Origin of the sequence: Pseudomonas sp. LjRoot277 (assembly GCF_964253845.1) — a bacterium.
Taxonomy (GTDB): Bacteria; Pseudomonadota; Gammaproteobacteria; order Pseudomonadales; family Pseudomonadaceae; genus Aquipseudomonas.
On the sequence record NZ_CAXURI020000001.1, the window covers coordinates 6,357,300 to 6,380,443 of the forward strand.

20 protein-coding genes are annotated in these 23,144 nt (G+C 61.0%); 17 read left to right on the top strand and 3 right to left on the bottom strand.

Annotated features, from left to right (window positions below):
* Positions 1-118: 118 nt before the first annotated feature.
* The 14 genes from ACSQ87_RS29420 to ACSQ87_RS29485 are packed head-to-tail and all read left to right on the top strand — an operon-like array spanning position 119 to position 13,994.
* Positions 119-853: a glycosyltransferase family 2 protein gene (locus tag ACSQ87_RS29420; protein ID WP_436274928.1), complete on the top strand. Its 735-nt coding sequence runs from the start codon at positions 119-121 to the stop codon at positions 851-853.
* Entirely contained in the window at positions 850-1,791 is a 942-nt protein-coding gene (locus ACSQ87_RS29425) for an LpxL/LpxP family acyltransferase (protein WP_436274929.1), read from the top strand. Before ACSQ87_RS29420 ends, ACSQ87_RS29425 begins: the two co-directional genes overlap by 4 nt.
* Positions 1,772-3,316, top strand: a complete 1,545-nt coding sequence (locus ACSQ87_RS29430) for an HAL/PAL/TAL family ammonia-lyase (protein ID WP_436274930.1) — start codon at positions 1,772-1,774, stop codon at positions 3,314-3,316. The genes ACSQ87_RS29425 and ACSQ87_RS29430 overlap by 20 nt, the downstream gene beginning before the upstream one ends.
* Positions 3,309-3,734 carry an acyl-CoA thioesterase gene (locus ACSQ87_RS29435; protein ID WP_033055401.1) on the top strand — a complete coding sequence of 142 codons (426 nt, stop codon included), beginning with the start codon at positions 3,309-3,311 and terminating at the stop codon, positions 3,732-3,734. Before ACSQ87_RS29430 ends, ACSQ87_RS29435 begins: the two co-directional genes overlap by 8 nt.
* On the top strand, positions 3,731-4,474 hold the full coding sequence (locus tag ACSQ87_RS29440; RefSeq protein WP_436274931.1) for an outer membrane lipoprotein carrier protein LolA: 744 nt from the start codon (positions 3,731-3,733) through the stop codon (positions 4,472-4,474). Before ACSQ87_RS29435 ends, ACSQ87_RS29440 begins: the two co-directional genes overlap by 4 nt.
* A complete protein-coding gene (locus tag ACSQ87_RS29445; RefSeq protein WP_436274932.1) occupies positions 4,458-6,797 on the top strand; it encodes an MMPL family transporter in 2,340 nt (779 codons plus the stop codon). Before ACSQ87_RS29440 ends, ACSQ87_RS29445 begins: the two co-directional genes overlap by 17 nt.
* The gene (locus ACSQ87_RS29450) at positions 6,794-7,954 is read left to right on the top strand and encodes a sodium:proton antiporter (protein ID WP_150656711.1); all 1,161 of its coding nucleotides are present in this window, start codon (positions 6,794-6,796) and stop codon (positions 7,952-7,954) included. The genes ACSQ87_RS29445 and ACSQ87_RS29450 overlap by 4 nt, the downstream gene beginning before the upstream one ends.
* Entirely contained in the window at positions 7,941-9,188 is a 1,248-nt protein-coding gene (locus ACSQ87_RS29455) for an NAD(P)/FAD-dependent oxidoreductase (protein ID WP_436274933.1), read from the top strand. Before ACSQ87_RS29450 ends, ACSQ87_RS29455 begins: the two co-directional genes overlap by 14 nt.
* Positions 9,185-9,910, top strand: a complete 726-nt coding sequence (locus ACSQ87_RS29460) for a class I SAM-dependent methyltransferase (protein ID WP_223431098.1) — start codon at positions 9,185-9,187, stop codon at positions 9,908-9,910. Before ACSQ87_RS29455 ends, ACSQ87_RS29460 begins: the two co-directional genes overlap by 4 nt.
* Positions 9,910-10,392 carry a hypothetical protein gene (locus ACSQ87_RS29465; RefSeq protein WP_223431099.1) on the top strand — a complete coding sequence of 161 codons (483 nt, stop codon included), beginning with the start codon at positions 9,910-9,912 and terminating at the stop codon, positions 10,390-10,392. Before ACSQ87_RS29460 ends, ACSQ87_RS29465 begins: the two co-directional genes overlap by 1 nt.
* Entirely contained in the window at positions 10,389-11,585 is a 1,197-nt protein-coding gene (locus tag ACSQ87_RS29470; RefSeq protein ID WP_223431100.1) for a beta-ketoacyl-[acyl-carrier-protein] synthase family protein, read from the top strand. The genes ACSQ87_RS29465 and ACSQ87_RS29470 overlap by 4 nt, the downstream gene beginning before the upstream one ends.
* Complete coding sequence (locus ACSQ87_RS29475; protein WP_095127485.1) at positions 11,582-12,043, top strand: hotdog family protein; 462 nt, start codon at positions 11,582-11,584, stop codon at positions 12,041-12,043. The genes ACSQ87_RS29470 and ACSQ87_RS29475 overlap by 4 nt, the downstream gene beginning before the upstream one ends.
* Positions 12,040-12,768: a 3-oxoacyl-ACP reductase FabG gene (gene fabG / locus ACSQ87_RS29480; RefSeq protein WP_095127486.1), complete on the top strand. Its 729-nt coding sequence runs from the start codon at positions 12,040-12,042 to the stop codon at positions 12,766-12,768. Before ACSQ87_RS29475 ends, fabG begins: the two co-directional genes overlap by 4 nt.
* Complete coding sequence (locus ACSQ87_RS29485; RefSeq protein ID WP_436274934.1) at positions 12,768-13,994, top strand: beta-ketoacyl-ACP synthase; 1,227 nt, start codon at positions 12,768-12,770, stop codon at positions 13,992-13,994. The genes fabG and ACSQ87_RS29485 overlap by 1 nt, the downstream gene beginning before the upstream one ends.
* A gap of 274 nt (positions 13,995-14,268) precedes the next feature.
* Here the strand turns inward: ACSQ87_RS29485 and ACSQ87_RS29490 are convergent, their stop codons facing one another.
* On the bottom strand, positions 14,269-14,535 hold the full coding sequence (locus tag ACSQ87_RS29490; RefSeq protein ID WP_223431102.1) for a DUF6124 family protein: 267 nt from the start codon (positions 14,533-14,535) through the stop codon (positions 14,269-14,271).
* 507 nt (positions 14,536-15,042) lie between these two features.
* Positions 15,043-15,945, bottom strand: a complete 903-nt coding sequence (locus ACSQ87_RS29495) for a LysR family transcriptional regulator (protein WP_223431103.1) — start codon at positions 15,943-15,945, stop codon at positions 15,043-15,045.
* A 168-nt stretch (positions 15,946-16,113) separates the two neighbouring features.
* Here ACSQ87_RS29495 and ACSQ87_RS29500 point away from each other — a divergent pair, with 168 nt between their 5' ends.
* Complete coding sequence (locus ACSQ87_RS29500) at positions 16,114-17,340, top strand: MFS transporter (protein WP_436275126.1); 1,227 nt, start codon at positions 16,114-16,116, stop codon at positions 17,338-17,340.
* A gap of 147 nt (positions 17,341-17,487) precedes the next feature.
* Here ACSQ87_RS29500 and hemE read toward each other — a convergent pair whose 3' ends face one another.
* Positions 17,488-18,555 carry a uroporphyrinogen decarboxylase gene (gene hemE / locus ACSQ87_RS29505; RefSeq protein ID WP_436274935.1) on the bottom strand — a complete coding sequence of 356 codons (1,068 nt, stop codon included), beginning with the start codon at positions 18,553-18,555 and terminating at the stop codon, positions 17,488-17,490.
* A 258-nt stretch (positions 18,556-18,813) separates the two neighbouring features.
* Here hemE and ACSQ87_RS29510 point away from each other — a divergent pair, with 258 nt between their 5' ends.
* Both ACSQ87_RS29510 and ACSQ87_RS29515 read left to right on the top strand, forming a co-directional pair.
* Positions 18,814-19,968 (top strand): efflux RND transporter periplasmic adaptor subunit, encoded by a 1,155-nt coding sequence (locus ACSQ87_RS29510; protein WP_436274936.1) that lies wholly within the window; start codon positions 18,814-18,816, stop codon positions 19,966-19,968.
* A 15-nt stretch (positions 19,969-19,983) separates the two neighbouring features.
* Positions 19,984-23,073, top strand: a complete 3,090-nt coding sequence (locus ACSQ87_RS29515) for a multidrug efflux RND transporter permease subunit (RefSeq protein WP_436274937.1) — start codon at positions 19,984-19,986, stop codon at positions 23,071-23,073.
* Positions 23,074-23,144 lie beyond the last annotated feature (71 nt).

Below are 23,144 nucleotides of genomic sequence, written 5' to 3' on the forward strand. Positions count from 1 at the left end.
TGCGCACTCATTCGCGAGCAAGCCCGCTCCCACAGGGGATTCGTGTTTAACAGAGATCCAAGGTGGGAGCGGGCTTGCTCGCGAAGCAGGCACCTCGGTCTTTCAGGTGTGAGCCAACATGCATAACCCCTGCGCAATCATCCCGGTCTACAACCACGAAACCGCCATCACCACGGTGGTCGATGCGCTGCTCGCCAGCGGCCTGCCGTGCATTTTGGTCGACGATGCCAGCAGCCCGGCCTGTGCAAAGGTGCTCGATCAACTGGCCCTGCGCGACAAGGTGTTCCTGATCCGGCTTGGCGCGAACCAGGGCAAGGGTGGCGCGGTCATGACCGGTTTTCGCGAAGCCTCGCGGCTGGGCTTCAGCCATGCCTTGCAGGTGGACGCCGACGGTCAGCATGACCTGCAAGACGTCCGGACTTTCATCGAACTGTCGCGCGCCCATCCCGAGGCGGTGATCTGCGGCTATCCGCGATACGACGCCAGCGTGCCGAAAGGTCGTTTGTATGCCCGCTACCTGACTCACGTCATGGTCTGGATCAACACCCTGTCGTTGCAGATTCGCGATTCCATGTGCGGCTTCCGCGTCTATCCACTGCCACCGACCCTGGCGCTGATCGATTCGGCGAAGATCGGCAAGCGCATGGACTTCGACTCGGACATTCTCGTCCGGCTGGCCTGGCGCAATCTGCCCATGCAATGGCTGCAAACCAAAGTCCGTTACCCGCTGGATGGCGTCTCGCATTTCCGCCTGTTCCACGACAACGTGCTGATTACGAGCATGCACACCCGGTTGTTCTTCGGCATGTTGCTGCGGGCGCCAGTGATCCTCTGGCGACGGTGGCGAGCATGAGCGCAGACAAGGAACACTGGGCTGACCGCCAGGAGCGCGGCAGTTTCTGGCTGATGAAGTTCACCGCGTTCTGCGCCAAAGTACTCGGGCGCAGGGTGTTGAGCCCGCTGCTGTACGGCATCGTTCTGTACTTTTTCCTGTTCGGTCGCAGCGCCCGTCACAGCGCCTGGCAATACCAGCAACGGCTCGCTGACTGGAGTGGTCGCAATGAATTGCGCCCGACCCATTGGCGAGTGTTCGGCCAGTTCATGGCCTTCGCCGACTCCATGCTCGACAAGCTCGACGTATGGAACGGCAAGCTGAGCATCGAGCAGATTGAAATCATCGACCCGGCATTGCTGCGCAATCAACTGCGCGGCACCCGCGGGCAGATGCTGGTGGGCGCGCACCTGGGCAATCTCGAGGTGTGCCGCGCGCTGGCGGAGATCGGCGAAAAAGTCACGATGAACGTGCTGGTGCACACCAAGCACGCCGAGCAATTCAACCGCTTGCTGGGTGAAGCTGGCGCGACCAATTTGCGGCTGATTCAGGTCAGCGAGCTGGACCCGCTGATCATGCTGCAACTCCATGAACGCCTGGAGCGCGGCGAGTGGCTGGCGATTGCCGGCGATCGCGTGCCGCTGCACGGCGGGCGCAGCGTGAGCGTGGATTTCCTCGGCCATCAAGCCGCGTTCCCCCAGGGGCCCTGGCTGCTGGCCGGTCTGCTGAAATGCCCGATCAACCTGATGCTGTGCCTGAAGAAGCCGACGGGCGACTATCGACTGACCCTCGAACCGTTCGCCGAGGCCGTGGTGTGGAAGCGCAGCGACCGCGAGCAGGTCATTCATCAGTGGGCCTCCCGCTATGCCGAACGCTTGGGTCAGTATTGCCTTGAAGCGCCCCAACAATGGTTCAACTTTTACCCTTTCTGGAAGACCGATGACGACGTCAACGCTTGAGCCGGTAACCTTCGGCGAACTCCCTTTGCGCATCGAAGACGTGCTGGCCCTGGCCAACCGTCAGGTGCCGACGCAGTTGCAAAGCGACCCTGCGTACCGTGAGCGTATCGCCAAGGGTGCGCGATTCCTGGACTCCCTGCTGGACAAGGAAGGCGTGATCTACGGCGTGACCACCGGTTACGGCGATTCTTGCGTGGTCGCGGTGCCGCTGCATCACGTCGAGGCGTTGCCCCGTCATCTGTACACGTTCCACGGCTGCGGCCTGGGCAAACTGCTCGACGCACAAGCCACTCGCGCGGTGCTGGCGGCGCGTTTGCAGTCGCTGTGCCACGGCGTGTCCGGGGTGCGTGTGGAACTGCTGGAACGCCTGCAAGCCTTCCTCGAACACGACATTCTGCCGCTGATCCCGGAAGAAGGCTCGGTGGGCGCCAGCGGTGATTTGACGCCGTTGTCCTATGTCGCCGCGACCCTGTCCGGCGAGCGTGAAGTAATGTTCCGGGGTGAGCGCTGGCAAGCGGCCGATGTACATCGCGAACTGGGTTGGGAGCCGCTGGTTCTGCGCCCGAAAGAAGCGCTGGCGTTGATGAACGGTACCGCCGTCATGACCGGTCTCGCGTGTCTGGCCTATGCCCGCGCCGATTACCTGCTGCAACTGGCGACGCGCATCACCGCGTTGAACGTGGTCGCCCTGCAAGGCAACCCCGAGCACTTCGACGAGCGTCTGTTCGCCACCAAACCGCATCCGGGGCAAATGCAAGTTGCGGCGTGGCTGCGCAAGGATCTAGCGATCGACGCGCCGACCGCGCCGCTGCATCGCCTGCAAGACCGCTATTCCCTGCGTTGCGCCCCCCATGTCCTCGGCGTGCTGGCCGACAGTCTGAACTGGCTGCGCTCGTTCATCGAGATCGAGCTCAACAGCGCCAACGACAACCCAATTATCGACGCCGAAGCCGAACGCGTGCTGCACGGAGGGCACTTCTATGGCGGCCATATTGCGTTCGCCATGGACAGCCTGAAAAACCTGGTGGCCAACGTCGCCGACCTGCTTGATCGTCAACTCGCCTTGCTGGTGGACGAGCGTTACAACCACGGCTTGCCGAGCAACCTGTCCGGCGCCACCGCTGACCGGGCGATGCTCAACCATGGCTTCAAAGCCGTGCAGATCGGCACCAGTGCCTGGACCGCCGAAGCGCTGAAAAACACCATGCCGGCCAGCGTCTTCTCGCGCTCCACCGAGTGCCACAACCAGGACAAAGTGAGCATGGGCACCATCGCCGCCCGCGATGCGATCCGCGTGCTGGAACTGACCGAACAGGTCGCCGCCGCCACCCTGCTGGCCGCCAACCAAGGCGTCTGGCTGCGTAGCAAGGCCGAGGATGCACGTCCATTGCCGCCAGCACTGGCCGCCATGCACGAGGAGCTGGCCAAGGACTTCCCGCCGGTCATCGAAGACCGCGCGCTGGAAGGCGAACTTCGCCTGTGCCTGAAGCGAATTGCCGAGCAACACTGGAGGCTGCATGCGTAGCAAGGGAGTGCTTCACACCGATACGGAAATCCTCGTGCCGTTCTTTGATGTCGACACCATGAACGTCGTCTGGCACGGCCATTACATCAAATACCTGGAAGTCGCCCGCTGCGCGCTGCTGGACAAGATCGGCCACAACTACACGGCCATGGTCGAGTCGGGCTACGCCTGGCCGGTGATCGATCTGCAACTGCGTTATGTGCGTGGCGCCGTGTTCGGCCAAAAGCTCAACGTGCGCGCCAATCTGGTGGAATGGGAGAACCGTCTGAAGATCAGTTATCTGATCAGCGATCTGGAAACCGGCGAACGCTTGACCCGCGCCAGTTCCGTACAGGTCGCCGTCGACATGAGCAGCCGCGAAATGCAGTTGGCCTCACCCAAGGTCTTCACCGACGCTGTTGAAAGGATGCTCGCATGAACCCAGGAATCGACACCTCTTTTGATGCCAGGCCAATTCCTTGTGGCGAGCGAGCTTGCTCGCGCTTGAGTGCGAAGCACTCACAAACCCGCCAATTTTGGGGCCGCTACGCAGCCCAGCGCGAGCAAGCTCGCTCGCCACGTTCAGTGTTCAGATGCATCGCTGCGCTGGCGCTGCTTGGGTTGTCATCGATCGCGCAGGCTTTTGATTTGCAGCAACTCAGTGATCAACTGGCCAAGCCTGACGTGATCCACGGCAACTTCATTCAGGAAAAACACCTGCGTGCCCTGCCTCAGCCGCTGACCAGCAAGGGCACTTTCGTCCTCGCTAAAAACCACGGTTTGCTCTGGCTGCTGAAAACCCCGCTGCAACAGGATTACCGCATCAGCGACAAAGGCATCGCCCGGCGTGATGCCAACGGCTGGCAAATGCTGCCGAGCAAGAGTGCCGGCGCTGAGCAGAACCGTTTGTTCCTCGCCGTACTGCAAGGCGACAGCAGCGGGCTGCAACGGGATTTCGAGCTTTCACTGAACGGCGATGCGCAGAACTGGAAACTGACGCTGACCCCGCGCTCCATGCTGCTCAAGCAGGTGTTCACTCAGATCAACATTGCCGGCGGCGAACTGGTGCACAGCATCGAGCTGCTCGAAACCCAGGGCGACAGCACGCTTTTGCGCATGCAGGACAGCACCAGCGCCCAACCGTTGAGCGATGCGGAGCAACATGACTTTGCCGAGTGAACGGAGTCTTCCGCGGCTATTTCTGATCCTGCTGCTGGCGGTGCTCGCGCTCGCCGGTTGGCAATGGCGTGACGGCGCCCCGCTGTCGGCCAACCTGATGGAACTGGTGCCGGGCACGGCGCCGGACGCGCTGGAACTGCGCGCCGAACAACGCATGCAAGAACCGCTGAACCGCGAAATGCTGGTACTGGTCGGCCACACCGATCGCCAGCAAGCCGTCGCGATGGCGCAGAAACTGGGTGAGCAATGGCAGGCCAGCGGCTTGTTCGAAAAGGTCCAGTGGAACCTGCAAGCCGACTTGCCGGCGCTACGCACGCAATTGCTCAATGGCCGACTGGCGATGCTCTCAGCGGCTGACCGGCAGCAACTGATCGAGCATCCCGACGCCTTTATCCAGCAGCGAGTACAAGCGCTGTTCGACCCTTTCACCGGTTTCAGTCTGGTGCCGAGTCAGGATGACTGGCTGGGCCTGACCGGGCGCATCCAGAACAGCCAGCCGCAGCACGGTTCGGTGCAACTGGACATCGGCAGCGGTGCGCTGGTCGCCGATGCCGACGGCAAGAGTTGGGTGTTGCTGCGCTCGCGCACCACGGGCAACGCCTTCGACATGAACCTGCCGCTGCAAGTGGCCGACCTGCTCCAGCACAGCCGTGAACAAGCCGCCCAGGCAAATGTTCAATTGCTTGCCGCCAGCGGCTTGCTCTATGCGGCCAGTGGGCAAAAACAAGCCACCCGGGAAATGACCTGGGTCGGTGGCGGCGCCACGGCGGGCATTCTATTGCTGTTGCTGCTGGCCTTTCGGCGCTGGCGGGTGTTGCTGGCCTTCGTCCCGGTGCTGGTCGGCATGCTCTTCGGCGCGGTGGCCTGCGTGGCGCTGTTCGGCCATATGCATGTGATGACGCTGGTGCTCGGTTCGAGCCTGATCGGCGTGGCGGTCGATTACCCGCTGCATTACCTGTCCAAGAGCTGGAGCCTGAAACCCTGGCACAGTTGGCCGGCCCTGCGCCTGACGTTGCCGGGCCTGACGCTGAGCCTGATCACCAGTTGCATCGGTTACCTGGCCCTGGCCTGGACACCGTTCCCGGCGCTGACCCAGATTGCCGTGTTCTCTGCCGCCGGTCTGCTCGGCGCTTATTTATCCGCTGTGTGCCTGCTGCCGGCACTGCTCAAGGGCACAGACCTGCGTCCCGCGCAGTGGCCGCTGCGGGTGTCCGAGTTTTTGCTGGGGCGCCGTGAAGCGTTGCTTAAACTCGCGAGCACGCCGGTGCTGCTGGCGCTGCTGATTGCCTTTTGTGTGGGCGGCCTGTTGCAGCTCGACACCAAAAACGACATTCGCCAGTGGGTCGGCGCACCGCAGCAACTGACTGACGAAGCACAAACCATTGCACGCATCACCGGCTATCAACCCACCAGCCAGTTCTTCCTGGTGCGCGCGGCCAATCAGCAGCAACTGCTGGAACGCCAAACCGCGCTGAGCGAGCGACTGGATCAGTTGGTCAACCTGGAAAAACTCCAGGGTTATCTGTCGCTCAATCAACTAGTCAGCCAACCCAGCGAACAACGGAAAGTCCGTGAAGCGCTGAACAAGTTACCGCAGTTCTGGCAACCGCTGCTTGATGTCGGCGTGCCGGCCGAGGCGCTGCAAGCAGAGCTCACGAAGTTGCAGGCACTGCCCACCGAAGACATCGACGCAGCGTTGGTCGGTCCGTTGGCGGAACCCTATCGCGCGCTGTGGCTGGGCCCGACCGATAACGGCGTAGCGGCGATGGTCAGTCTGCAAGGGTTGAACAATCCCTCTCTGCTGCGAATCCAGGCGCTGGATTTGCCGGGCGTGGAACTGGTGGATCGCCTCGGTGAGTTGAACAAGGTGTTCGCCGATACCCAGATCAGTGCCGCAGAGTTGAAACTCGCTTCCTGCGTGCTGATCGTGCTGGTGCTGATCCTGCCGTTCGGCTTTGGCGGCGCGCTGCGGATCGTCGCCCTGCCGCTGCTGGCCGCGCTCTGCAGCCTGGCCAGTCTCGGCTGGCTGGGGCAACCGCTGACACTGTTCAGCCTGTTCGGCCTGCTGCTGGTGACGGCCATCAGCGTCGATTACGCGATCCTCATGCGTGAACAGGTCGGCGGCGCTGCCGTGAGCCTGCTGGGCACCTTGCTGGCGGCGCTGACCACCTGGCTGTCGTTCGGTTTGCTGGCGGTGTCCAGCACGCCGGCGGTGAGCAACTTCGGTCTGTCGGTGAGCCTGGGCCTGGCGTTCAGCTTCATCCTTGCGCCGTGGGCCGGACGTCAGGTTCACGCTGCCCCGGTCACGGAGTCGGCAATATGATGATCGCCGTGTTCTGGGTCATGGCCCTGGCGCTGTTCGCCGTGGCCACCCGTGTCGGTCGTCACTTCGGTGTAATCCCGATTGTCAGCCAGTTGCTGCTGGCCACCTTCGGCCTGCCGCTGCTGATGTACTTCTGGATCGAACCCCAGTGGCAATTGAGCGGCGCCGCATTGGTCGCGCCGGCCTGGCTGAAAAACGTCTACAGCCTGAGTTTTGCGTTGTTGCTGGGGCACATTCTCAGTGACGTGATTGACCTGCGACTCGACCGTCAGAGCCTGAAAATCGCCCTGCCGAGTTTCTGCATTCCATTCGCCTGCGGCCTCGCGACAGCGGTGTGGTTGTTACCGCCGCAACCCTGGATCAGTTCGCTGGCGGTCGGCCTGCTGTTCGCCATCACGGCGATTCCGGTGTTGTATCTGTACCTGCGGCACATCAAATACCCGCCTGCCGCCACCCGACGACTGGTGCAGACCGCGATCCTCATCGACCTCACCTGCTGGACCCTGTTTGCCATCGCCCAGGGCAGCCTGCACCTGAGCAGCCTCTTGCTGCCGCTGGCTGGCGCCTGCCTGCCGTTGCTGCTGCGTCTGCTCCGACTGCGCCAACCGTTGCTGCACAGCGGTTGCTTCTTCGCACTGCTGGTCGTGGCGGAGCACTTCAAGCTCAATGCGCTGATTTTCGGCATCGGTTACCTGCTGTGGATGGCTGCACTCAAAGTGCCGCTGGTGTTGCCGTTGCCGGTGATCTGGATGAGTCACTTGCAGACGTATATCGCGATCCCGCTGATCCTCACGTTCGGCATCGTGCAAATCAACGTCCACGCGGCCATGGCCAGCCTCGGCTGGGTGCAACTGGCCGCACTGCTACTGTTCCCGATTGCCAGTAAACTGCTGGGCAACTGGCTGGGCCTCGGTTGGGCCGGCGCCTCGTTTGAAGGCGCCAGTCGCTGGCGGGAAAGTGTCTTGCTGAATATTCGTGGGTTGAGCGAGATCGTCTTTCTCAACCTGCTGCTGCAACAACAACTCATCAGCCCGGCGCTGTACTTCGCGCTGATGGTGATGGGCCTGATCGCGACACTGCTGCCGGCACTCGCCGGTATGCATCGAACCCCTCTGAACATCGCCGTCCCGGCAAGGAGCCCCCGTGCCAACAGTTGAAATGGAACATCGCCAGGTCGTGGTTATCGGTGCAGGTCCGTCGGGCGCTATCGCCGCCGCGCTGCTCAAGCGCAAAGGTCATGACGTGTTGATGATCGAACGCCAGCATTTTCCAAGGTTTTCCATCGGTGAAAGCCTGCTGTCCCACTGCCTGGATTTCGTCGAAGAAGCCGGCATGCTCGAGGCGGTGAACGCCGCCGGATTCCAGTTGAAAAACGGTGCGGCATTCGCTTGGGGCGAGCAATACAGCGCCTTTGATTTCGGCGAGACGTTCAGCAACGGCAAGCCGACTACCTTCCAGGTGCTGCGTGCCGATTTCGACAAGCTGCTGGCCGATCAGGCCGCGTTGCAAGGCGTCGACGTTCGTTACGGCGAAGCCATCGTCAGCGTCGATTTCAGCCTGCCGAAACCGCAACTCGACGTGCTTCGCGAAGACGGCAGTCAGTACCGTGTCGAAGCCGATTTCGTGCTGGATGCCAGCGGCTACGGCCGTGTGTTGCCGCGCTTGCTCGACCTTGAAGCGCCGTCGGATTTCCCGGTGCGCCAGGCCGTGTTCACTCACGTCGAAGACCACATCGACAGCCCGACCTTCGAGCGGGAAAAAATCCTCATCACCACCCATCCGATCCACCGCGATATCTGGTTCTGGACCATCCCGTTCAGCAACGGCCGTTGCTCGGTGGGCGTGGTCGCGGCAGCCGAACACTTCGAAGGCCGCATGGAGAACCTGGACGAGTGCCTGCGAGGGTTTATCGCTGAAACCCCAAGCCTGGCCGGTGTGCTGAACAACGCTGTGTGGGATACGCCTGCTCGAACCATCGGCGGCTACTCGGCCAACGTCAAAACCCTCCACGGGCCAGGCTTTGCCCTGCTCGGCAACGCAGCGGAATTTCTCGACCCGGTGTTCTCCTCAGGCGTGACCATCGCCATGCGCTCGGCGAGCATGGCCGCCGCAGTTCTGCATCGCCAACTGCAAGGCGAAAATGTCGATTGGCAGACTGAGTTCGCCATCCCGCTCAAGCGCGGCGTCGACACGTTCCGTTGCTACGTCGAAGGCTGGTACGCCGGGACGTTCCAGGATGTGATTTATCATGAGGGCGGCTCGCCCGATATTCGCCGCATGATCAGTTCGATTCTGGCCGGGTATGCCTGGGACGAGCGTAATCCGTTTGTCGCCGAACCCAAGCGCCGCCTGCGGATGCTCTCGGAGCTCTGTGCAAGGGATGGCACATGAGCTACTTGAGCGACACCTACGTCGAAGAAACCCGCTTTGGTTTCTGGTTCCTGCGCAGCCACACCTGGCAGCACCATGTACTGCGAGTGGCAATCACCGATTTGCGTAGCCTGTTCAGCGAAGCATTGCCGAGCAACCCGGTGCTGCTGGATGCCGGTTGCGGCCAGGGCAAGTCGTTCCAGTACCTGCGCCAGACCTTTGCCCCCCAGCGCCTGATCGGTCTGGACGCCGACCCGCACAGCCTGAACCTGGCTGGCGAAGAAGCCATCCGTCAGGGCATGGAGGTGGAGTTGATCGGCAGCGACTGCGCAAGCATCAACGTCCCGGACGCCAGCGTCGATCTGCTGTTCTGTCACCAGACCTTCCATCATCTGGTGCAGCAGGAACAGGCACTGGCCGAGTTCTACCGCGTGCTCAAGCCCGGTGGCTATTTGCTGTTCGCCGAATCCACCGAGGCTTACATTGATACCTGGGTGATCCGCTGGTTGTTCCGCCACCCGATGCACGTGCAAAAGAGCGCCGCCGGGTACCTGGACATGATTCGCCAGCAGGGTTTCGAACTCGGCCCGCAAAACGTGTCTTATCCATACTTGTGGTGGAGCCGCGCCAAGGATTTCGGCCTGTTTGAACGCTTGGGTCTGCGCCGGCCGAAGCCCTTTGGCCAACGGGAAGAAACCCTGGTCAATGTGGTCGCGCGCAAACCCCTTGATAGGTGTGCCTGATGATCCGTTTTCTGCTTTTGGGTTGCGTCCTGTTGCTGAGCGCCTGCGCCAGCCGGGCGCCGCTGCCCGAGCAAACCCCGAACCTGTCGTTGCCGCTGCAATTGCACATCCAGCGCCTGGTGGCCGACCAACGTCAGGACTGGGTGCTGGTGATCCAGCGTGAAGGCCCTGGCATTCGCTGGTCGATGATGGACTTGCTGGGCATTCCACAGGCACGCCAGAAACTGGTCGATGGCGAGTGGCAGGCTGACGGTCTGCTGCCGCCCAATCCGGAAGCGCGAGAGCTGTTCGCCGCGCTGCTGTTTGCGCTGACCCCCAAAGATGAACTGTCGGGCAACTATCCCGCCGCGTGGCAGCATGGCTCGCAACGGTCCTTGCCAGCGCACTGGGAAGTCCGCTACTCACAACCCATGAGCTTTGAATTGAACCTGCCCAAAGGCCCGAAATATCAAGTCACGCCGCTCAGCGGAGACGCGCCATGACGACCTACCTGAATGCCCTCGGGGTGATCTGCGCCCTGGGCCGTGACAAGTCCGAAGTCGCTCGCAACCTGTTTGCCGGAGACTGTTCGGGCATGCGCAATGAGGCCGGCTGGGTGGCGGAACGGTCATTGCCCGTGGCCGCGGTTCAAGGCGAATTGGCGCCGATCCCGGCTGAGCTTGCGCCGCAAGACACCCGTAATAATCAATTGCTGCTGGAAGCCGCGCTGCAAATTCGCGAAGACATCGACCAGGCAATCCAGACCTACGGCCGCGACCGCATCGGTATCGTTCTGGGCACCAGCACCTCGGGCATCGACGAAGCCAGCAGCGGCCTGGCCCATTACATCCGCGAGCATCAGTTCCCGGCCGATTACGACTACCAACAGCAGGAACTCGGCGCGCCGGCGAACTTCCTCGCCGACTGGCTGCAACTGAGCGGCCCGGCCTATGTGATTTCCACGGCCTGCACCTCCAGCGCCCGGGCGTTGATGAGTGCTCAGCGACTGTTGGACCTGGGCGTGTGCGACGCGGTGCTGTGCGGCGGTGTCGACAGCCTGTGCAAGCTGACCCTCAATGGGTTCTCGGCGCTGGAAGCGGTGTCCGGACAACGCTGCAACCCATTTTCGGTGAACCGTAACGGCATCAACATTGGCGAAGCAGCGGCGCTGTTTTTGATGAGCAAACGTGTCGGCGACAGCCAACCGCTTGCCCTGCTCGGCAGTGGCGCCAGCTCCGATGCACATCACATTTCCGCACCGGAACCCAGCGGCCGTGGCGCCCTGCAAGCGATGCGCAAAGCCTTGAACCGAGCAGAATTGCAGCCGCAGCAGATCGATTACCTGAACCTGCACGGCACCGCGACCCAACACAACGACGCCATGGAAAGCCTGGCGGTGGCGACGTTGTTCCCGACGGGTGTGCCGTGTTCGTCGACCAAACCCATGACCGGCCACACCCTCGGGGCGGCCGGCGCTCTGGAAGCGGCGTTCTGCTGGTTGAGCCTGAGTGCAGGCAACCACGACCACGCCCTGCCGCCCCACGTCTGGGACGGTCAACCGGACCCCGAATTGCCAGCCCTGAAATGGGTGACCCCGGCCGATCGCCTGACGTCCATTGCACCTCGCTATCTGATGAGCAATTCCTTTGCCTTCGGTGGTAACAACGTCAGCCTGATTATCGGAGACGCCCCATGATTGACTGGCCGATCGCCGAACTGCTGCCGCACGCTGGCGACATGATCTTCATCGAGCAGATCCTGTCGTTCGATGACGAGCAGATTTACACCCGCCTCACGGTCAGACCCGACGGCCTGTTCAACCGCCCGGACGGCAGCCTGCCGGCCTGGGTCGGTATCGAACTGATGGCCCAGAGCGTCGCCGCCTACGCCGGTTGCCATGCGCGCCAGCGAGGCGATGCGGTAGAGCTGGGGTTTCTGCTTGGCACTCGCAAATTCGAATGCAACGTCGAGCACTTCCCCGCCGGCACCGAGCTGACCATCCACGGCATCCGCTCACTGGAAGACGACAACGGCATGGGCGTGTTCGAATGCCACATCACCGCCCCCGGCATTCATGCCACCGCTCGTCTGAACGTGTTCCGTCCGCCTCAGGCCGCTCAATACCTTCATGAAACCCAAGGAACCCAGCCATGACTGAATCCGTACTGATCACCGGTTCCAGCCGTGGCATCGGCCGTGCTATCGCTTTGCGTCTGGCTCAGGCCGGGCATGACATCGTGCTGCATTGCCGCAGTGGCCTGGCGGACGCTGAAGCCGTGAAGGCCGAAATCGAAGCCTTGGGGCGCAACGTGCGCATCCTGCAATTCGACATTTCCGATCGCGCCAGCTGCAAAGCCATTCTCGAAGCCGACGTGGAAACCCACGGCGCCTATTACGGCGTGGTGCTGAACGCCGGCCTGACACGCGACGGTGCTTTTCCGGCCCTGAGCGAGGATGATTGGGACGTGGTGATGCGCACCAACCTCGACGGTTTCTACAACGTGCTGCACCCGGTGATGATGCCGATGATTCGTCGTCGCGCGGCCGGACGGATTGTTTGCATCACCTCGGTTTCCGGGTTGATCGGCAACCGTGGACAGGTCAACTACAGCGCCTCCAAGGCCGGTTTGATCGGCGCGGCGAAGGCGTTGGCGATCGAGTTGGGCAAGCGCAAAATTACCGTCAACTGTGTCGCACCCGGCTTGATCGACACCGCGATGCTCGATGAAAACGTGCCGGTGGAAGAAATGATGAAAATGATCCCCGCACAACGCATGGGCACCCCGGAAGAGGTGGCCAGCGCGGTGAATTTCCTGATGTCGGCGGAAGCGTCGTACATCACCCGGCAGGTTCTGGCCGTCAACGGAGGCCTGTGCTGATGAAGCGCGTCGTCGTCACCGGCATGGCCGGCATCACCTCACTGGGCAGTGATTGGGACACCATCGCCGCTAACTTCGCGGCCAACCGCAGCGGTATCCGCCGGATGGACGAGTGGGATCGCTTCACCGAACTCAGCACGCGCCTCGCGGGGCCAATCGACGACTTCAAGGTCCCGAGCCACTGGACCCGCAAGCAATTGCGCAGCATGGGCCGGGTCTCGCGCCTGGCGGTCGGCGCGGCAGAACAGGCATTGGCCGATGCCGGGCTGTTGGGTGACGAATCGATCAAGGACGGGCGCATGGGCGTTTCCTGCGGCTCATCCACCGGCAGCACCGACGAGATCAAGGCGTTCGGCAACATGCTGCTCAACTCGGTGGCCGAGGGCCTGAACGCCAACTCCTATGTACGCATGATGCCGCACACCACGGCGGCGAATATCAGCATCTTCTTCGGCCTCACCGGTCGGCTGATCCCGACCTCCAGCGCTTGCACCAGCGGCAGTCAGGGCATCGGTTATGCCTACGAATCGGTCAAGTTTGGTCGCCTGCCATTGATGCTCGCCGGCGGCGCTGAAGAGCTGTGCCCGACCGAAGCCATGGTCTTCGACGCGCTCTACGCCACCAGCCTGAAAAACGATGCGCCGCAGACTTCCCCACGCCCTTATGACAGCGGCCGCGATGGCCTGGTGATCGGTGAAGGCAGTGGCATGCTGGTGCTCGAAGAACTCGAACACGCATTGGCTCGCGGTGCGCACATCCACGCCGAACTCGTCGGTTTCGGCAGCAACGCCGACGGCCAGCACGCCACCCGCCCAGAGCAGGTCACCATGCGCCGAGCCATGGAACTGGCGCTGGAAGACGCCGGGTTACAGCCTTCTGACATCGGCTACGTGAATGGTCACGGCACGGCCACTGAACAGGGCGACATTGCCGAAACGCTGGCAACGAGCGCGTTGTTCGGCGAGCACATGCCGATCAGCTCGCAAAAGAGTTTCCTCGGTCACACCCTTGGAGCCTGCGGCGCGCTGGAGTCCTGGTTCAGCATCGAAATGATGAACCGCGACCTGTACGTCCACACCCTCAACCTCGACGACGTTGACCCGCACTGCGGCAAGCTCGATTACCTGCGCGGCGAGTTCCGACAGATGAGCAACCAGTACGTGATGAACAACAACTTTGCCTTTGGTGGGGTTAATACGTCGCTGATTTTTAAGCGCTGGTCGTAACGAGCCAATGCCCGGCAGATAAAGAAACGCTGCGAGCAATGAGTAACCTGTGGCGAGGGAGCTTGCTCCCGCTGGACTGCGTAGCAGTCCTTTCTTTTGGGGCCGCTTCGCGACCCAGCGGGAGCAAGCTCCCTCGCCACAATAGCGCCGTCTCAAACAGGTCGGTTCGACATAACCCCGGCCCTGTCTGGCTCTGCGATGGCTGGTTGCCCAGGATCCACAGAGTCTCACAAGCCCCTTTCGGGAAAGCAGGCAGTGTTAGCCCCCTGGCGCACTAGGATGGATCGAGGTTATCCAGCACCCGGTTCACCGCCAATTCTCCCAGCATGATCGACTGTTGAATCCCCAGCAGTGTGTTGCTTTGCGATCCTTGCAGAGACCTCGCGAAATCGCTCGCCATGACGTTCGCTGATGCCAGGGATTCACAGGCGTATTCCAGCAAAGTTTGGTTGTTGATATCGGGGGCGATGAGGAAGATTTTGCTTGGTTGGCGTGGAGCATCCGGATCAGTGTCCGGTAGGTTTGTCGTTGTATTCGTCATGTTTCGGCTACCTACAAAGTGGAGCCACCGAGTCGCTACTAATCAAAAGGGTGGCAGCCGTACGCAGGTTAGTAGACCGGGAAACACGAACCGGCGCGCCCGAGAGCGCCCTACGCACAGCGACCATCAAAGTGCAGGCATGAAATTACCTGACTGTCCGGCATGCAAATGCGCATCGTGTAAACACGGGCTACTAAACCCGATCACTGGAAATCAGTGATGCGAATAAAGTTACCGATGGCCCCCAAAGCGCACAAGCCGGCGGATTCTGGAGTAGTTGTAGGCAATGCCGCAAGGTGCTGTGGCCTGTTCAAGGTAGTTCGGAAATGTCCTACATCCTTCAGCGAAGCGTCCGCTATGGCATAGGCAACTGCACCTTTTTTGGTGAACTCGCGGACGCTTTCGCGAGCAGGCTCGCTCCCACAAGGATTTGCGGCGTGAACCGATTTTTGTTCCACCTCCCATCCACTGTGGGAGCGAGCCTGCTCGCGATTGACTGCGAAGCAGTCACGACTTCAACGGCTCAACCTTACGCGTCAACAACTCAACAAACGCCTTGGCCATCGGCGACTTCTGATCCTTGCGCTGCACCAGCCACACCGCCGACACCGCCTCTGGATCGAGCAGAGGCCGATAGACCACGCCATCGATGCGCATCCGCTGATAAGACGCTGGCAGCACCGAAACACCCAACCCCGCCGCCACCAGACCAATGATTGTCATCGCCTCACCCGCCTCCTGAGCAAAGTGCGGACTGAAACCGGCATCCCGCGCCAGGCTGAGCAATTGTGCGTACAGACCACTGCCATAGCTGCGTGGGAAAAATACGAAGGGCTCGAGGGCCAGGGCCGACAGAAACAAACCTTCTTCACTATCGGCCACTAAAGGATGCTTGGAGCTGAGCACCGCCACCAGCGGCTCACGCATCAACTCCACCACGCTGAGCGAGTCCGGCAACCCAAGCGGTCGCATGATCCCGACTTCAATCGACTCATCCACCAACGCATCGGCGACCTGGGTGCTGCTCATCTCCCGCAGGTTCAGGTGCACTGCCGGAAATCGCTGGCGAAACGAAAAAATCGCCTGAGGGATGGTCGAGTTGAACGGCGCCGACGAGGTGAAGCCAATCTTCAGTTCACCCAACTCACCCAGCTGCGCCCGCCGTGCAACATCCGCCGCCTTGTCGACCTGTGCCAGCACCAACCGCGCCTCTTCCAGAAACAGCCGGCCGGCTTCACTCAGTTCGACCCGACGATTGGTGCGCTCGAACAACCGCGCGCCCACCTCCTGCTCCAGCGCCTGAATCTGCTGACTCAGCGGCGGTTGCGAGATGCCCAGCACCTGGGCGGCACGGCCGAAGTGCAGTTCTTCGGCAACAGCAATGAAGTAGCGCAGGTGACGCAATTCCATGAAAACTCCATTAGGTCGTTAAACCTATCAAACAGGTCGAACAATATATTGGATTGAATCATTAGGCAGCTATATGCTTTTTTCATTGCCTGACCGGCTGCGCCCCCCCCGAGGTCCGAAGTGAAAACTGCTGTTGCTCCACTTGCCCATGAAGTTCCGCCCGCAGCGGTGGACGATGTTGTCGCCGAATTAAAGGAGATCTACATCGAAAAAGGCACGCCGATGTTCATGCGCACGGTGCTGGCACTATTCTCCGGCGGCTTCGCGACCTTCGCCCTGCTTTATTGCGTGCAACCGATGATGCCGCTGCTGTCCCATGAGTACTCCATCAACGCGGCCCAGAGCAGCCTGATCCTGTCGGCCGCCACCGGCATGCTCGCCATTGGTCTGCTGATCACCGGCCCGATCTCTGATCGCATCGGGCGTAAACCGGTGATGGTCGCCGCGCTGTTCGCCGCCGCGCTCTGCACAATCGCCAGTTCAATGATGCCGAGCTGGCACGGCGTGCTGGTGATGCGGGCGCTGATAGGGTTGTCGTTGAGCGGTCTGGCAGCAGTCGCCATGACTTACCTGAGCGAAGAAATTCACCCGCAACACATCGGTCTGGCCATGGGTTTGTACATCGGCGGCAACGCGATTGGCGGGATGTGCGGACGCTTGATCACCGGCGTGTTGATCGATTTCGTCAGCTGGCACACGGCGATGTTGGTGATCGGCGGCCTGGCCATGATCGCAGCGGCGGTGTTCTGGAAAATCCTTCCCGAGTCGCGCAACTTCCGCGCCCGCTCTTTGCACCCGCGCAGCTTGATTGACGGCTTCACCATGCACTTTCGCGACGCCGGCCTGCCGCTGCTGTTCCTCGAAGCCTTTGTGCTGATGGGCGCGTTCGTCACCCTCTTCAACTACATCGGCTATCGCCTGCTGGCCGAGCCGTACCACATGGATCAGGCCTTCGTCGGGCTGCTCTCGGTGGTGTACCTGTCGGGTATCTACAGCTCAGCGAAAATCGGTTCGTTGGCCGACCAGCTCGGCCGTCGCAAAGTGCTGTGGGCGACCATCGTGCTGATGATCGCCGGCCTCGCCCTGACCATGCTCACGCCGCTGCCGGTGGTGATCATCGGGATGCTGATCTTTACCTTCGGCTTCTTCGGCGCCCATTCGGTGGCGAGTAGCTGGATTGGGCGTCGTGCGATCAAGGCCAAGGGGCAAGCGTCGTCGCTTTATCTGTTCAGCTATTACGCCGGGTCGAGCATCGCCGGGACGGCGGGCGGGGTGTTCTGGCACATGGGCGGGTGGAACGGGATCGGGTTGTTCATTGGCGGGTTGCTGGTGATTGCGCTGCTGGTGGCGTTGAAACTGGCGAAGTTGCCGCCGCTCGGCGGTGTAAAGGCTTAAACATAAATATCCAGTCATCCATAAACAACTGTGGGAGCGAGCTTGCTCGCGATGAGGTCATAACATTCAACATCTAAGTTGGCTGTTATACCGCCATCGCGAGCAAGCTCGCTCCCACAGAAAAGCCTAGCGCTTTATCAGTTCACATCACTCGTGATACTGCGCCGACAGTTCATGCACCGCGCGCAGGAAGGCGCCGGCGTGTTCCGGGTCGACTTCAGGCGTGATGCCATGGCCGAGGTTGAACACGTGGCCGCTGCCCTTGCCATAGCTGGCGAGGATGCGGCCGACTTCGGTGCGAATGGCTTCTGGTTTTGCGTAGAGCACGGTTGGGTCCATGTTGCCTTGCAGGGCGACTTTGCTGCCGACACGTTGGCGGGCTTCGCCAATGTCGCAGGTCCAGTCCAGGCCCAACGCGTCAGCGCCCGCATCAGCAATGCTTTCGAGCCACAGACCGCCATTCTTGGTGAACAGGATGACCGGCACTTTGCGACCTTCGTGTTCGCGGATCAGGCCGCTGACGATTTTGCGCATGTAAGCCAGGGAGAACTCCTGGTACGCCGCCGCCGAAAGGCTGCCGCCCCAGCTGTCGAAGATCTGCACCGCTTGCGCCCCGGCCATGATCTGGCCGTTGAGGTAGCTGGTGACCGTCTGCGCGAGCTTGTCCAGCAGCAGGTGCAAGGCTTGCGGGTTGTCGTAGAGCATGGTTTTGGTCTTGCGGTAGTCTTTCGACGAGCCGCCTTCGACCATGTAGGTGGCCAGTGTCCACGGGCTGCCGGCGAAGCCGATCAGCGGCACGCGGCCGTTCAGTTCGCGGCGGATGGTGCTGACCGCGTCCATGACGTAGCCGAGGTCTTTGTGCGGATCAGGAATCGGCAGCGCTTCGATGTCAGCCAGGGTGCTGACGACTTTCTTGAAGCGCGGACCTTCACCGGTTTCGAAGTACAGGCCTTGGCCCATGGCATCGGGGATGGTCAGAATGTCGGAGAACAGGATCGCCGCGTCCAGTTGTGGGTAGCGGTCGAGCGGCTGCATCGTGACTTCGCAAGCGAACTCCGGGTTCATGCACAGGCTCATGAAGTCACCGGCCTTGGCACGGCTGGCGCGGTATTCCGGCAGGTAGCGACCGGCCTGACGCATCATCCAGACAGGCGTGACGTCTACGGGTTGCTTGAGCAGGGCGCGAAGGAAACGGTCGTTCTTCAGGGCAGTCATGTCGGCATCCGGAAAAAAAGTGCGGGCATTTTCTCAGAGCTCGACGCAAAAGGCACGGTTGCAGGTCAGCCTTTTGTCTATCGGGTCAATTTGTCGCGCCAGTCAAACGGGGCGCCACGCCCCCTGAACACTTGCCGGAGGCGCAAACAGGCGTGTTTCTTGAGGGCTCGTCACATCTACTCGCACTCTTCCAAGACCCGCTTAACAGCGAATTAACCGTCCCTTCCTAGCATCCGCGCCTCTTATGGAGGGGTGTCGATGTATAGAAAACTGCATTTCGCGTCAGGTTCATTGGTACTGGCCATTATTGTCAGCGGCTGTACACAGGCATCCGACACGCCGGAATCCGCCCCTGTAAAGGTCAGCATCGAAACCCTGGAAGCCAGGCCCCTTTCCGTCACCAGCGAATTGAGTGGCCGGGTTGCGGCACCACGCATTGCCCAGGTACGCGCCCGAGTGGCTGGGGTGGTGCACAAAAGTGTGTTCGAGCAAGGCAGTGAAGTGAAACAGGGTGACGTTCTGTTTTACATCGACCCTGCGCCCCTTCAAGCCGATCTGGACAGTGCCGTGGCTGGACTGAAAAGAGCGCAGGCCGATGCGACGCGCGCGCGCCTGCAAGAACAGCGCTACCGCCGATTGATCTCGGGCAATGCGATCAGCGCCCAGGAATATGACAATACGCGCGCGGCGGCTCAGCAGGCCGAGGCTGACGTCGCGGCCAACCAGGCGATGGTGCAACGTGCGCGTCTGAATTTGAGTTACTCCACTGTTACCGCGCCCATCTCCGGGCGCATCGGTCGCGCATTGGTGACCGAAGGCGCTCTGGTCGGGCAGAACGAATCGACACCGCTGGCGCTAATTCAGCAACTGGACCCGATTCACGTCGACCTGACTCAATCGACCCGTGAGCTCAACGAACTACGCCGCTCTTTGCGCTCCGGCCAGCTGCAACAGCTTGGTCAGGACCAGGCCAAAGCCACGCTGATTCAGGACGATGGCAGCCTCTATTCCTTGCCCGGCAAGCTGCTTTTCAGCGACATCACCGTCGACCCCGGCACTGGCCAGATCATCCTGCGCAGCGAGTTTCCCAATCCGGATCTCGACTTGCTGCCCGGCAGCTTCGTGCGGGTGCGGCTGGAGCAGGCCATCGATCAACGCGGTATCAGCGTCCCGCAGCGCGCCATCGTGCGCAACAGCGCGGGATTGCCCCAAGTACTGCTGATCGATGACGAACTGCGCGTGAGCCTGAAAACGGTGCAACTGGGCGCGGTGAATCAGCATCGATGGGTGGTCACTGATGGCCTCAAATCGGGTGATCGCATCGTCGTCGAAGGTCTGCAACATGCTCGTCCCGGCGAAAAAGTCGTGATCGACAATTCCCCTCTTCCCCTTGCCCAGGCGACTGGTCAGTAAGCAGGACGCTTTTTTATGCCGCAGTTCTTTATCGATCGCCCAGTGTTCGCCTGGGTGATTGCGCTGTTCATCCTGCTCGCCGGCGCACTGGCGATACCGCAGTTGCCAGTGGCGCAATACCCCAACATTGCCCCGCCGAAAATCGAAGTTGTCGCCACCTATCCTGGGGCTTCGGCGCAGGCGATGGATCAAAGCGTCGTCAGCCTGATCGAGGAAGAGCTCAGCGGCGCTGATCATCTTCTGTATTTTGAATCGCGCAGCAGCCAGGGTTCCGCCACGATCACCTCGACCTTCAAACCCGGCACCAATCCCGAGCTTGCGCAGGTCGACGTACTCAATCGCTTGAAAGTCATCGAGTCGCGCCTTCCCCAAGCGGTGATAGAACAAGGGTTGCGCGTGGAGAAAGTCTCAACAGGTTTCCTGTTGTTCATCTCGCTGATCGGCACCAGCGCGGATGTCGACAACGTTGCCCTCAGCGATTATCTGGCGCGCAATGTGGTCAACGAAATCAAGCGCCTGGACGGCGTCGGCAAGGTCCAGATGTTCGGCTCCGAGCGGGCCATGCGCATTTGGGTCGACCCGCAAAAACTGATCGCTTTCAACCTGACGCCAGCGGATGTCAACGCTGCGATACTCGCTCAGAACGCGCTGATAGCGGCCGGCAGCCTCGGCGAATTACCGGTCAGCGGCAGTCAGGAAATCACCGCGACGGTCCTCGTTGAAGGCCAATTGTCGAGCCCCGAAGCGTTCGCCGACATCGTGCTGCGCGCCGAGACCAATGGCGCCGTCGTACGTTTGGGCGATGTCGCCCGGGTCGAAATCGGCAGCCAGGAATACCAGTTCGGCACGCGCCTGAATGGCCAGCCTTCCAGCGAACTGGGCGTGCAACTGACGCCCGGTGGCAACGCGTTGAGCACGGCGACGCTGGTGCGCGCGAAGATGGATGAGTTGACCCGTTATTTCCCGGCGGACATGAAGTACCAGATCGCGTATGACACCTCGCCCTTCGTCAAAGTCTCGATCACCAAAGTGGTTTACACATTGCTCGAAGCGATGGTGCTGGTGTTTGCGGTGATGTACCTGTTTCTGCAAAACATCCGCTATACGTTGATTCCGACGCTGGTGGTGCCGGTGGCGTTGATGGGCACTTTTGCGATCATGCAAGTGCTGGGATTTTCCATCAATGTGCTGACCATGTTCGGCATGGTGCTGTCGATCGGCATCCTGGTGGACGACGCCATTGTGGTGGTGGAGAACGTTGAAAGAATCATGCTTCAGGAGCGGCTCTCACCCAAGGAAGCAACGCGCAAGGCAATGAAGCAAATCAGCGGCGCCATCGTCGGCATTACCGTGGTGCTGGTTGCCGTGTTTATCCCGATGGCGTTCATGCAAGGCTCGGTCGGGGTAATTTATCAGCAGTTCTCCCTGACCATGGCCACGTCCATTCTGTTCTCGGCATTCCTCGCCCTGACCTTGACCCCGGCGCTGTGCGCCACACTGCTGAAGCCCGTTGAAAAGGGCGAACACGCGTCTCGTGGGTTCTTCGGTTGGTTCAACCGTCGCTTCGAGCATCTGACCGACCGCTATCAGGATGGGGTCGCGTATGCACTGAAACGCAGCGGGCGTTATCTGTTCATCTATGGCGGGCTGCTGATTGTGCTGGTGGTGACGTTCAGTCGCCTGCCGTCCTCGTTTCTTCCGGTCGAAGACATGGGCTACACGATCACCGACATTCAATTGCCCCCCGGCGCGAGCCAGAATCGCACGGTCGAGGTGATCAAGCAGATCGAAGCGCATAACGCCACCGAGCCGGGTGTGGACAACAGCACCTTCGTGCTCGGCTTCAGTTTTTCCGGTAGCGGACAGAACGCCGGGCTGGGTTACACCGTGCTCAGGGATTGGTCGCAGCGGGGCAGCAATGACACGGCGGCGGCCATCGCCGATCGCGCGAACGCGGTAGTGAGCCAGATCAAAGGGGCAGAAGTGTTCGTTGTTTTGCCGCCGCCGATAGACGGTCTCGGCACGTCCAGCGGTTTCGAATTCCGCTTGCAGGACCGTGGAGGGCTTGGCTATGCCACGCTGATGAAGGCGCGCAGCGATTTGCTGGAAGCCGCGCAAGCTAGCCCGATCCTGATCAACGTCCGCGAAAGCGCGCTGGCCGAGGCGCCGCAGGTAAAACTCGATATCGACCGCCGGCACGCCAATGCGCTGGGCGTGTCTTTTGCCGATATTGGCAACGTGGTGTCCACGGGCATCGGTTCGGCCTACATCAATGACTTCCCCAATCAGGGGCGGATGCAACGGGTGGTGGTCCAGGCTGAGGGCGAGCAGCGCAATCAGGTCGATGATCTGCTGAAGATGCACGTGCGCAACAACGAGGGAAAAATGGTGCCACTGTCAGCCTTCGTCCAGGCCAAGTGGATTCAAGGACCGGCGCAATTGAACCGCTACAACGGTTACCCGTCGATCAGCATTTCCGGTGAGCCGGCTCCCGGCTACAGCACCGGTGAAGCCATGGCGGAAATCGAACGTCTGGTGGCGCAAGGACTGGCCGGGCTGGGTCAGGAATGGACTGGGCTGTCGTTGCAGGAACGCTTGTCCGGCAATCAGGCGCCGATCCTGCTCGGCTTGTCGCTGCTGGTGGTGTTTTTGTGTCTGGCGGCGTTGTACGAGAGTTGGTCGATTCCGACGTCAGTGTTGCTGGTGGTGCCGCTCGGCGTGCTCGGTGCGGTGCTGGCGGTGACGCTGCGCGAGATGCCAAACGACGTCTTCTTCAAGGTCGGATTGATCACCATCATTGGCCTGTCGGCGAAGAATGCGATCCTGATCATCGAATTTGCCAAAAGCCTTTATGACGAAGGTCACGATTTGATCGACGCCACCCTGCAAGCCGCGCGTTTGCGGTTGCGGCCGATTGTGATGACATCGCTGGCATTCATTCTGGGAGTGGTGCCGCTGGCGATTGCTACGGGTGCCAGTTCGGCGAGCCAACAGGCGATCGGCACAGGCGTGATCGGCGGGATGATCACCGCTACGCTGGCGGTGGTGTTTGTACCGGTGTTTTTTGTGGTGGTGATGCAACGGGTGAAAACCCGCCGGCGCTGATGGTCAATGTGTGGCAGCGGGTTTGTTCGCAAAGAACAAACCCGCTGCCACATTTTGACCGTACCGCAGAT